We start from the raw sequence: 11,380 nt of genomic DNA, 5'->3' as shown, positions 1-11,380 counted from the left end.
GACATTTAAAATGACATTTCGTCAGTCACCCTTCTCATTCGCATCATTAATTCCGTACATACATCATATTTTGTAATTTAGATTTCAATAATATAAGATTAAAATGAAAAGAACCAATACCGAAGGTGTAACAACTAGCCTAAAGAAAGTAACGACCAACACGTTACAACAGATGAAATTGAACAAAGAAAAAATTTCCATGTTAACTGCATATGATTATTCTATGGCCAAAATATTAGATGCGGCAGGAATAGATGTAATTCTAGTCGGAGACTCTGCATCTAATGTTGTAGCAGGGCATGATACAACTTTACCTATTACACTAGAGCATATGATCTACCATGCTTCTTCTGTAATAAATGCAGTAGAAAGGGCCTTAGTTGTGGTCGATATTCCTTTCGGTTCATATCAAGGAAATTCAAAAATGGCATTAAGCTCCGCAATCAGAATCATGAAGGAAACTGGAGCACATGCTATTAAAATGGAAGGTGGTAAAGAGATAATCGATTCCGTTAATCGAATTATTTCGGCAGGAATTCCTGTGATGGGTCATCTTGGACTAACTCCACAGTCTATATACAAATTTGGAACGTACGAAGTAAGAGCAAAGGATGCGGCAGAAGCAAAACGACTAACAAGTGATGCCTTATTACTGGAAAAATCGGGCTGCTTTGGAGTTGTATTAGAAAAAATTCCTGCGAATTTAGCAGGTACCGTTTCCAAAAAATTAAAAATCCCTACAATAGGTATAGGCGCGGGTGTTGATGTTGACGGACAGGTTTTAGTTCTCCACGATATGCTCGGTATTACAACCGAATTCTCACCGCGTTTCTTAAGAAGGTATCTCAACTTATTTGAGGAAATTAAAAACGCAGTAGAAGATTACATTTCCGATGTTAAATCCAAAGACTTCCCTAATAAGAAAGAACAGTACTAACTATACTGGATCAACATCAATAATTATTCTACTTGAAGCCACCCCTTTTTGTGACTTTAATTTACTTACAACTTCTAGAATTTCACTTTTAACATGAATAACCGACGATTTCAATTCTAATTTTATCAGAATTTCTCGAACGTAATACCCTCTCACTTTTGACATTAGCGGCACTTCAGGGCCTAGAATTCGAGAACCAAAAATCAGCCTTAACTCGTCACCACATTTTTTCGCAATGCGTTGTGCTGTAATTTCATTTTTATTTTTAACGATTAACCTAATTAACCTTGTAAAGGGAGGATACTTAAATGCATTACGTTCAGTTATTTCGGCCTGGTACAAGCCAATGTAATTATGCCCTACTATATACTGAATAACTTCATGTTCTGGGTTAAACGTTTGCAAAAACACTCGCCCTCTTTTCTGTCTTCTGCCTGCCCTTCCACTAAATTGAGACATTAACTGAAATGTTCTTTCAAACGCCCTGAAATCTGGAAAATTCAACATATTATCAGAATTGATTACACCAACCAGTGAAACGTTTTTAAAATCAAACCCTTTACTAATCATCTGAGTACCAACAAGGATACCTACAGACCCATTTTCAAAATCATCAATTATCTTATTAAATGCATTCTTCTTAGAGGTTGTATCCATATCCATCCTAGCCACAGTAGTCCCTGGAAATAGTATTTCAAGTTCTTCTTCTATTTGCTCTGTTCCGGCCCCTTCTAATCGAAGATCCGATACGCCACAACTCTTGCAGGTTGAGGCCGATACTTCCTGATAACCGCAATAGTGACATTTAAGTTGGTTGCTCGATTTGTGATAGGTAAGACTCACATCACAATTAACGCATCGAGTTGCTTCTCCACATGAAGAACAAAGTAAATAAGGTGAATATCCCCTCCTGTTTTGAAAAAGCATTATTTGTTCTTTATTCTCTAAAGCCTCTTTAATCCCATTATATAATTGAAGCGATAGATGTCCTTTCATCGACTTCCTTTTGTGTTCTCTCTTAAGATCAACAGTAATAATTTCGGGTAACTCAACATTACCAAACCTTGTTTTTAATTCAACAAAACCATACTTGTTTTCTTTCGCTTTATAATAGGTTTCAATAGAGGGAGTAGCGCTACCTAATAAAACTTTAGCTCCCAATAAAGAAGCTAGTTTAATAGAGGCATCTCTCCCATGATATCTTGGCGAGGGCTCATTTTGTTTATAGGATGATTCATGCTCTTCATCTATAATTATTAACCCCAGATTATTAAAGGGCAAAAACATGGCCGACCTCGCTCCTATTACAATAGAATGAGAATCTTCCTCCATCCTAACTTTATTCCAAATTTCAACCTTTTCATTTGCATTAAATTTCGAATGATAAACTCCTAAGTTTCCACCAAAGCACTTCGATATTCTACTTGTTAATTGTGTTGTCAGTCCAATTTCAGGCACTAAATAAAGAACTTGTTTACCCTGATTAAGAGTATCCCCTATCAATTTAAGGTAAATCTCCGTTTTCCCAGAAGATGTTACACCATGTAGTAAAACGGTTTGAAACTTAGAAAAAGCTTGTTTTATATCTTTGTAAGCACATCCTTGAGAAATACTTAATTCTTCCAAAGACTCTTTTTCTCCTTTATAATCGATAATTCGATCAATCCTTTTGTTATAAACTCTTAAAATATTCTTTTTCACTAATTCACTAACAGTAGCACCAGATACCCCTGCATCGCTTGTAAGCATATCGATGGAAACCTCTTTTACAGATGCAGTATTAAACGAACTTAAATTAAGATATGAGCGTAACGCCTTAACTTGTTTTGGTGCCATTCCTAGTTTATCAATTATTATATTTAAATCAACATCTGAAATTTGAACATTTTCCAACTCAACATACTTTTTAAGCTTCGGGGAATATCTTTCAGAAATCAACCTTTCTTTACAAATAGCATTTTTCTCAATCAAAGAACTTACAACAAACGGAACTTCACTCGTTCCAATAACTCCTGCTAAGTCCTCGATTTTTAATGTTTTATGGATTTCAAGCGCATCAAGGGCTAAGTATTCATTGTCGGTTAATATTTTCTTATCTACTGTATGTTCTTCATTTATAACTATACGATCTGAATAATCAATTTTCAACCCAGAAGGCAGAGCGGCATTTAGCACCTCTCCTAAACCGCACAGATAATAACTCGATATCCAAAACCAATATTCCAGATGAATTTTATCTATTATAGGATAATCATCAAGTATTCCGTCTACATTTTTCACATTGAATCCAACAGGGCTAGTATTGTGAATTTCAAAGATGACCCCACAATAACTTCGTTTACTTCCAAACGGAACAACAACCCTCTTCCCCACTTCCACTTTGTCGATTAAATGAGTTGGCACCTCGTATCTAAAGGTCCCTTTTACCGCAATGGGTAAAATAATTTCGACGTATGTTTTAACTTCCTGCAATCGTGCTTTTTTAAATATTATTTGAAAGTAATTTATCTATCGTGAAACCCTTCTCTTTTAGCATACGTTTCCTTTGTGAAGTCATTATTTTTTTATTAATTGCACAGGTATAGTAACAATTAAATTACCATGAGAATATCTTCAAACAAAGCTATAATAAAATCGATTTTAGTGCTGCTGTCAGCATCATTATTACTTGGCGCTTGCAACAGCTCAACAGAAAACGAGGATGCAGTCACAGAAGATGCCAATCCTACTATAAACATTAACGAACCAAAGTTATTACAGATGGACGATGCTATATTTAGCCTTCCATCTCCTATACAAACCTCATTGCTCATATTGCAATCTGGAGCAAGTTACAATATTGACATGCTTAATTCACCTTCGCACGCACAGTCATATTCTGTTACGATGAGTAAAGCTCTTAATCTAGGGATATATGGAGCGGATCTTGGATACGTAACATGTTATGATCAAACACAAGATGCATTAACTTATCTCAAAGCAATTAGAGGGTTAGCTGATGATCTTGGTGTTTCTAGTGCTTTTGATGCAAAAACATTGTCAAGATTCGAAAATAATCTTGGAAAGAAAGATTCTATTCTTAGTCTTGTATCTGTTGCTTACAGAGCGGCCGATTCATATTTAAAATCTAGTGAAAGAAACGACATCGGAGCATTAGTACTTGCTGGAGGATGGATCGAAGGATTATATTTCATTACAAACATTCACCAATTACAGGATAGTGAAGAAATAAGAGAAAGGATAGGATCTCAAAAAAACACAATTGATAATTTGATCAAATTACTGATGCCTTTCTACGACGATCCTGATTTTGCCGAACTCACGGATCAACTAATAGTTTTAGCTGAAGATTTTGATGGAGTTGATTTCTCGTATGAGTTTAAACCTTCTTCACATAATGCAGAAGAAAAAGTTACAACGATTAACAGTACGAGTACTGTAAACATTACAGAAGAACAAATAAAGACTATTACAGAAAGAATTGCTTCAATAAGAAATGAAATAGTAGAGTAAATTATGAATAATTTCAAATTATATAGTGCCGCCATCATCCTTGCTATATTCAGCTTCGGGATCAACTTTAACGGTTATAGCCAGTGTGATACTATCGCAACACTATGCGAAGGTAATTTTAGTGACAACTTCGTCTCTGATGGGCAATCGTACAGAGCATTACTACTCGGAGAACAAAATGCTGAATTCCACAGTACTTTTTACGGTGGATCAACATACAGAATATCAGGATGCACTGGTTTGAAAAATGGGAATCTAGAATTTTCATTATTCGATGAAGAGAGAAACTTACTATTCTCCAATAAAGAATTTAGTACTGATGAATATCGAAATGCCCCTTATTGGGATTTCAAAATTGAATCAACAATAAACTGCATTATTGAAGCTAGACTTAATGGAGACAATCTTGCTTCCGGTTGTGCAGTTCTACTTATCGGATTTAAGCAGTAGAATCTAGAATATACTATTAAGGCCTTTCTTGATAGTAATAATTGAAAACAAATAACCCAAAGCCACAATGAGCGAAAGGATATTAAGAGCTTTAATGCAGCTGTTTTCTATTATTGCGGACGTGGAACAGTCTGAGCAAGCCAAAGATGGACGAAGAATAGTCCAATCGTTCCTAAAAGGTCAACTTCCTCAAGCTCTTGTAAATGAATATTTAATTGTATTTGACGAATACATTGAGGCTGGGCAGAAAAAAAACAAGAACAAAGAAAAGAAGCGAAAACGAACTTCACTCAATTCAGTTAAAATCTTAAAAATCTGTACACAGATTAATGAAGAGCTTGCACAAAAACAAAAACTAATTGTTCTTATTCGTATTCTTGAATATATTCATGCAGATGGCCAACCGTCTGAACAAGAAAATGAATTTGTATCCACAGTCGCTGAAACGTTTAATATTTCAAAAGAAGAATTCGAGCAGTGCAACAAGCTTGCAGAAAACAATAATCTTCTATTAGATCATTCTGATTTTCTACATATCAATGGAAACGAAATTGCATTACATACACTAGCTAAACATATTTACGCCGAAAATCTCAATGGTAACATTGTTATCCTCAGATTAGAAAGCGTTAAAATGTATGTTATTAGTTACGACGGTAGTGACGAGATCTATCTCAACGGACTAATTCTTTCGGCAGAGAGAGTTCATGTTTTAACACCCGGTTCATCTATTCGCAGCTCTAAAGTAAATGCAATTTATTATAGTGATATAATAAGTCAGTTTTTAAGTGATTCTTCTCAAAAGAAAATAACCTTCGAAGCTCGATCTGTAGAATACAAATTTCCTGGAGGAAAAATAGGAGTTCAGAATTTCAACTACAAAGAAGAATCCGGGAAACTGATTGGGATAATGGGTGGCAGTGGTGCTGGAAAGTCCACTTTATTAAATGTTCTTAACAGTATTGAAAAACCTTCAAGTGGAGAAGTTCTTATTAATGGGTTGAATATCCATACGGAAACGGATAAGGCAAAAAGTATAATTGGGTATATTTCTCAAGACGATTTACTCATTGAAGAACTTACAGTATTTGAGAATTTATACTTCAATGCAAAATTATGCTTTGCAAAACTTTCAAATAAGGAAATCAAATATCTCTGTATAGATTTACTCAAAAGTATCGGTCTATATGAAACACGTCATTTAAAAGTAGGGAGCCCTCTTCAAAAAACAATTAGCGGTGGGCAGAGAAAAAGATTAAATATTGCTCTTGAATTAATTAGAGAACCTTCCGTTCTTTTTGTTGATGAACCTACCTCCGGATTATCTTCAAGAGACTCAGAAAATATAATGGACCTACTTAAAGAACTTGCTCTAAAAGGAAAGTTGATTTTCGTTGTTATCCATCAACCTTCCAGCGAGATTTTTAAAATGTTCGACAAACTTATCATTTTAGACGTTGGAGGCTACCCTATCTACCTTGGTAATCCTGTTGACGGAATAGTGTATTTCAAAAAAATCGTTCGTCATGTAAATAGTGATGAGAGCGAATGCATCCAATGTGGAAATGTTAATCCAGAACAGATTTTTAACATTATTGAATCAAAGGTTGTTGATGAATATGGAGAGTCAACAGATAATAGAAAAATTTCACCTATAGAATTTAACCAATTTTATCAAGAGCAAATCGAACAAAAACAAAGTAACGAGCCCATTGTTTCTGAATTTCCTGAGAGCACCTTCAATATTCCTAACAAAATTAAACAGTTTATTATATTCTCCAGAAGGGACATACTTTCTAAGCTTACGAATAAGCAATACATGCTAATTAACTTGCTCGAAGCTCCTGTGCTTGCATTTATTCTAGCATATCTAATAAAATATTACAATACGGATATATCAAATACTGTTGGTTATGTATTCCGAGACAATAGTAATTTGCCTGCATATTTGTTTATGTCGGTTATCGTGGCGCTTTTCTTAGGATTAACGGTAAGCGCCGAAGAAATAATAAGAGATAGGAAAATATTAAAACGAGAGACATTCCTAAATCTCAGCAGAAGCAGCTATTTATATTCCAAAATAAGTATCATGTTTTTCCTCTCAGCCATTCAGAGCATATCCTTTGTACTAATTGGAAATACAATATTGGAAATACAGGGAATGAACTTAGATTATTGGTTTATCCTTTTCTCAACGTCTTGCTTTGCTAATATGTTAGGATTAAATATTTCATCCGCATTCAATTCTGCAGTTACTATATATATAGTAATACCATTCCTTCTTATTCCACAACTTCTTCTCAGTGGTGTTATTGTAAAATTCGACAAACTAAATCCAACCATATCATCGCATAGTGTAGTACCTGTTACTGGGGAAATCATGGCCTCTAGATGGGCATTTGAAGCCTTAGCTGTAAATCAAGTCAAGCATAATGAGTTCAGTAAGGACTATTATGTAGACAATAAAAGAATTAGTATATCGGACTACAAAACAAACTATTGGCTCCCTAAACTTATGTCTAAAATGGCAAGAGTTGCAGCCGCCATTTCCGATACGAGTAAGTCACATACGTTGGAGCAAAACCTATTTTTGATTCGGACAGAAATCCAGAAAGACTTGCTAATAAAAAAGAAAGGCATTGATTTTACAATTACAGACAGCCTCACAGCAGAACATATCAATCATGATGTGTTAGAGAAAACCATTGTTTATTTACAAACATTGAAGAACTTCTATAAACAGATGTTCAAAATGGCAGATAAACGAAAAGATGGTAAGATTGGAGATCACAATAAAACCAAAGAAGATCGTGAAATATTCTTAGCTAAGAAAAATGCCTATAGTAATGAAAGCCTTGAAAACCTCGTAAAGAACTCTAACGAATTGAATAAAGTTATTGAAGCAGAAGGCGCGCTAATCCAAAAAACAGACCCTATATACCACGATCCATATGGCAGATCTATACGTGCACACTTCTTTGCTCCCAGAAAGAAAATAGGAGATGAGTTTTATGATACCTATTGGGTAAATGCTATTGTGATTTGGATAATGTCCCTAATACTCATTTTTACTTTATACTTCGATTTGTTTAAAAAACTATTAGATGGGTTAGAGAAAATATTAAGCAACCCTTTCTCTAATAAATAGTTAAGAACCACAACGAAAAAAAAAGGCCATCCCTTACGAACAGCCTTTATTTATATCTTTTATCGAATCTTTTATTCTTCCATTTCAATCATCTTGAAAGGAACATCAATAATAGATTCATAATCCTCACCAGCCTCGAGCATATCTTCATCATCCTCTTCATAATGCCAATTAATGATCATATTACTTTCACCATTTTTATGAATTCCTTCTATCTTTTTAAACACATCTAAAATACATTTTGATGAACTTGTATTAAAATACTCTAGAATAATATTCACTGTGGTATCAGCTTTAGAGTTTTCACCATATTCATTCAACCAATCCATAACTGGCTTGTAAAATTCGATAGAATTCTCAGGAATACTCCTTCCGCTAATTTCAATAATCCCTGCTTCTGGGTCTAATTTTATCCCAGGTGTTTTTGGAGTTCCTTCAATACTAATTTTATCCATGATCTATATTTGAGGTATTTTAATATTCAATGTAAAAAATGAGAAGTCATTATCAACTTCTTCAAATGTGTAATCTAATTTCTGCCCTGTTTTCTTAGCGATATCAATCATTCCTAATCCACCACCACCCTTAGCAGAAAACTTAGCATTATTTAAAACTTCTTTATAATAAGATTTAAGCTGCTCTTTATCCATGGCATTTATCTTATCCAATTTTGCTCTAAATCCTTCAATTTCTTTTCTAACAATATAATTTCCAGACATTATATTGTATAAATTATCCTTACGACCCATCATGAATATAGTCGCATTCTTTCCGTCAATCTTATTATCTCCTATCTGAACATCATCAAAAACAGCGCTATGATGGTAAAGGTTCTGTAAACATTCAACAAGAACATTATATACTTTCTTTCTAACTTTGGGTTTCTCGTTAACTGTATCCAATTTACTCTCTACAATTGCCAACAACGAATCAAGCAATTCACCTGTAATCTCTCCTGAAAACGACAACATAATGTTGTGGTTTTCCATTTTCTTATACAGATCGTAAATATCCATTTTTCAACTTAATTCTTGTGGTTTCAATTTAACCATGCTAGCCTAAATCTCTTACGATTAAAGCTTTAGAAATGTTCTTGTTTAAACTGCTATTTTTTTTGATATATAGCCATATAAATATATTCTTTTTTCCTTATTTAAACATCATTTTTAGATAATTTTACTCCTACTTCTATCTCTTATATAGACATTTAACACACTGCTTTAATCAAAGGTCCGAATAGGTAATGGCAAATAAATCCCTAAATAGCGAGTGGTATAGATCATGGTTTAACTCCAAGTATTACCACGTCCTTTATAAATCTCGAGATGATAGTGAAGCGAAGCAGTTTATTTCTAAACTCGATAAAAAATACAATTTCAGTAAGAAATCGAAAATACTTGATCTATGCTGCGGAAAAGGACGCCACTCATTCAACCTTCATGAATTGGGTTATGAAAATATTTGGGGAATAGATTTATCACCTAATAATATAAAATCTGCAAAGTCAAACGATATACCCGGAATACAGTTTGATATACACGATATGCGGGAGGTCTATAATTTGAATTTTTTCGACCTAACTTTAAATCTCTTTACCAGCTTTGGATATTTCGATGATCAAGAAAATTTAGAAGTACTAAAAAGTGCTAATACAAACCTCAAGCAGAATGGCACACTAATTCTCGACTACTTCAACCCACATCGCACTGAGGCTTCGTTAAAATCTAATGAAAATATTACGATAGACGGAATAGAATTTAACATTTCAAGATATAAAGAAAAGGACCTTTTAATCAAAGAAATTATTATCAACGATAAGAATGAACATGAAAATTATTTCGAAGAAGTTAAAATAATAGAACTTGATAAATTTAAACTATTTTTCAAAGAATCTGGTTTTGAACTAATCGATACATTTGGTGAATACAATCTCTCCCCTTATCATGAAAAATCTAGTAATCGAATGATAATGGTAGTTAAAAAGACAAAGGAAATATGAAAAAATACTGGATAGAATTAATTTGTTCTTTTTTTCTCGTTCTAGTTATTGGTATGACTGGTGATCCAATGGCGATTGGAATTACTTTAGTTGCCCTTGTTTATATGGGTGGGCCAATTTCTGCGGCTCATTTCAACCCCGCAATTACCCTTGTTTTCTTGATGCGAAAGAAAATAAATATTAAAGAAGCTCTTTGGTACATTGGAGCAGAAGTTACTGGAGCTTTATTAGCGGCAGCTTTTTATTATTTAGTTTTTGAAAAATCATTTTTTCCAGCACCTTCACCCGACTTCGAACTTTGGAGAGCCCTTTTAGTTGAATGTATTTTCACATTCTTACTCGCATCCGTAATTCTTTATGTAGCATTATTTTCTCCTACTGCAGGAAATTCTTATTATGGAATTGCTATTGGGTTCACTGTATTAGGTGCTGCTGCTGCGGGAGGAAGTATTTCAGGGGGCGCCTTTAATCCAGCAGTGGGTTTGGGACCAATTATTATCGACTCTCTTACTGGAGGAACATCATATAATCACTTATGGCTTTATATAGTTGGTCCTTTCTCGGGTTCAATTCTTGCAGCCATTATATTTTCACTAATGAATCCAGAAGAAAACTAAAAGAATAAAAAAGCGATAGAATTCCTTCTACCGCTCTCTTCAATTTCGAAATCCCTAGTGCTTAGCCAAGTAGTCTGCTACACTTTCGTGATTATCTTTTAATGCTTCATCACCTTTGTGCCAATCAGCTGGACAAACCTCTCCGTTCTCCTCAAAGAATTGCAGTGCATCAACCATTCTTAATGCTTCATCTGTACTTCTACCTAATGGGAAGTTGTTTACAATTTGATGCTGTACAACACCTTCTTTATCAATAAGAAATAATCCCCTATATGCGAACATGTTCCCGTTAGCTACAAGTTGACCTTCCTCGTTATAATCATACTCACCTGCCAATGTACCGAAATTAAAACTGATTGTTTTATCAATATCGGCAACTAAAGGATATGTTACTCCTTTTATACCACCTTGTTCTTTGGGCATTTGAAGCCATCCCCAATGTGATTGTTCTGTATCGGTAGAAACTCCAACAACGGCAACATTTCTCTCTTCGAACTGTCCTAATTTAGCTTGAAATGCATGTAACTCGGTAGGACAAACAAATGTAAAATCCTTTGGATAAAATAAAAGAAGAACATGCTTTTTTCCTAAAAACTGATCTAACGAAAAATCTTCTACAAACTCACCTCCGTTAACCACTGCGTTGGCGCTAAATGATGGCGCTTTTTTTCCTGATAATACGTACATTATATATATTATTTTTATTTAATAAAACT

General features: G+C 34.2%; 10 protein-coding genes. 6 read left to right on the top strand and 4 right to left on the bottom strand.

Annotated elements, in window-relative coordinates; translation table 11 throughout:
* Positions 1–103 precede the first annotated feature (103 nt).
* Positions 104–937 (top strand): 3-methyl-2-oxobutanoate hydroxymethyltransferase, encoded by an 834-nt coding sequence (panB, locus tag HRT72_02460; protein ID NQY66573.1) that lies wholly within the window; start codon positions 104–106, stop codon positions 935–937.
* Here the strand turns inward: panB and priA are convergent, their stop codons facing one another.
* The gene (gene priA, locus HRT72_02455) at positions 938–3,409 is read right to left on the bottom strand and encodes a primosomal protein N' (protein NQY66572.1); all 2,472 of its coding nucleotides are present in this window, start codon (positions 3,407–3,409) and stop codon (positions 938–940) included.
* A 129-nt stretch (positions 3,410–3,538) separates the two neighbouring features.
* On the opposite strand from priA, the gene HRT72_02450 reads away from it, so the two are divergent.
* The 3 genes from HRT72_02450 (at position 3,539) to HRT72_02440 (ending at position 8,048) form a co-directional block, all read left to right on the top strand.
* A complete protein-coding gene (locus tag HRT72_02450; protein ID NQY66571.1) occupies positions 3,539–4,450 on the top strand; it encodes a hypothetical protein in 912 nt (303 codons plus the stop codon).
* A 3-nt stretch (positions 4,451–4,453) separates the two neighbouring features.
* Positions 4,454–4,900, top strand: coding sequence for a hypothetical protein (locus HRT72_02445; protein ID NQY66570.1), 447 nt, complete (start codon positions 4,454–4,456; stop codon positions 4,898–4,900).
* Between the two features lie 67 nt (positions 4,901–4,967).
* Positions 4,968–8,048: an ATP-binding cassette domain-containing protein gene (locus tag HRT72_02440; GenBank protein NQY66569.1), complete on the top strand. Its 3,081-nt coding sequence runs from the start codon at positions 4,968–4,970 to the stop codon at positions 8,046–8,048.
* Positions 8,049–8,119: 71 nt separating this feature from the next.
* On the opposite strand, the gene HRT72_02435 is transcribed toward HRT72_02440, so the two are convergent.
* Positions 8,120–8,503, bottom strand: a complete 384-nt coding sequence (locus HRT72_02435) for a DUF1987 domain-containing protein (protein NQY66568.1) — start codon at positions 8,501–8,503, stop codon at positions 8,120–8,122.
* A gap of 3 nt (positions 8,504–8,506) precedes the next feature.
* Positions 8,507–9,064: a hypothetical protein gene (locus HRT72_02430; protein ID NQY66567.1), complete on the bottom strand. Its 558-nt coding sequence runs from the start codon at positions 9,062–9,064 to the stop codon at positions 8,507–8,509.
* Positions 9,065–9,291: 227 nt separating this feature from the next.
* On the opposite strand from HRT72_02430, the gene HRT72_02425 reads away from it, so the two are divergent.
* Together HRT72_02425 and HRT72_02420 are read left to right on the top strand one after the other, a co-directional pair.
* Positions 9,292–10,047: a methyltransferase domain-containing protein gene (locus HRT72_02425; GenBank protein ID NQY66566.1), complete on the top strand. Its 756-nt coding sequence runs from the start codon at positions 9,292–9,294 to the stop codon at positions 10,045–10,047.
* Complete coding sequence (locus tag HRT72_02420) at positions 10,044–10,664, top strand: aquaporin (GenBank protein ID NQY66565.1); 621 nt, start codon at positions 10,044–10,046, stop codon at positions 10,662–10,664. The genes HRT72_02425 and HRT72_02420 overlap by 4 nt, the downstream gene beginning before the upstream one ends.
* A gap of 54 nt (positions 10,665–10,718) precedes the next feature.
* Here HRT72_02420 and HRT72_02415 read toward each other — a convergent pair whose 3' ends face one another.
* Complete coding sequence (locus HRT72_02415; protein NQY66564.1) at positions 10,719–11,351, bottom strand: peroxiredoxin; 633 nt, start codon at positions 11,349–11,351, stop codon at positions 10,719–10,721.
* Positions 11,352–11,380 lie beyond the last annotated feature (29 nt).

The sequence above is a fragment of the Flavobacteriales bacterium genome (assembly GCA_013214975.1).
Classification (GTDB): Bacteria; Bacteroidota; Bacteroidia; order DT-38; family DT-38; genus DT-38.
Note: the sequence above shows the minus strand (reverse complement) of the source record. Positions and strands in the feature narration are given on the sequence as shown.

What these genes read in the sequence shown, in the direction of transcription:
- panB (NQY66573.1), top strand. Translation starts at nt 104, where the DNA reads ATGAAAAGAACCAATACCGAAGGTGTAACAACTAGCCTAAAGAAAGTA.
- HRT72_02450 (NQY66571.1), top strand. Translation starts at nt 3,539, where the DNA reads ATGAGAATATCTTCAAACAAAGCTATAATAAAATCGATTTTAGTGCTG.
- HRT72_02445 (NQY66570.1), top strand. Translation starts at nt 4,454, where the DNA reads ATGAATAATTTCAAATTATATAGTGCCGCCATCATCCTTGCTATATTC.
- HRT72_02440 (NQY66569.1), top strand. Translation starts at nt 4,968, where the DNA reads ATGAGCGAAAGGATATTAAGAGCTTTAATGCAGCTGTTTTCTATTATT.
- HRT72_02435 (NQY66568.1), bottom strand. Translation starts at nt 8,503, where the DNA reads ATGGATAAAATTAGTATTGAAGGAACTCCAAAAACACCTGGGATAAAA.
- HRT72_02430 (NQY66567.1), bottom strand. Translation starts at nt 9,064, where the DNA reads ATGGATATTTACGATCTGTATAAGAAAATGGAAAACCACAACATTATG.
- HRT72_02425 (NQY66566.1), top strand. Translation starts at nt 9,292, where the DNA reads ATGGCAAATAAATCCCTAAATAGCGAGTGGTATAGATCATGGTTTAAC.
- HRT72_02420 (NQY66565.1), top strand. Translation starts at nt 10,044, where the DNA reads ATGAAAAAATACTGGATAGAATTAATTTGTTCTTTTTTTCTCGTTCTA.
- HRT72_02415 (NQY66564.1), bottom strand. Translation starts at nt 11,351, where the DNA reads ATGTACGTATTATCAGGAAAAAAAGCGCCATCATTTAGCGCCAACGCA.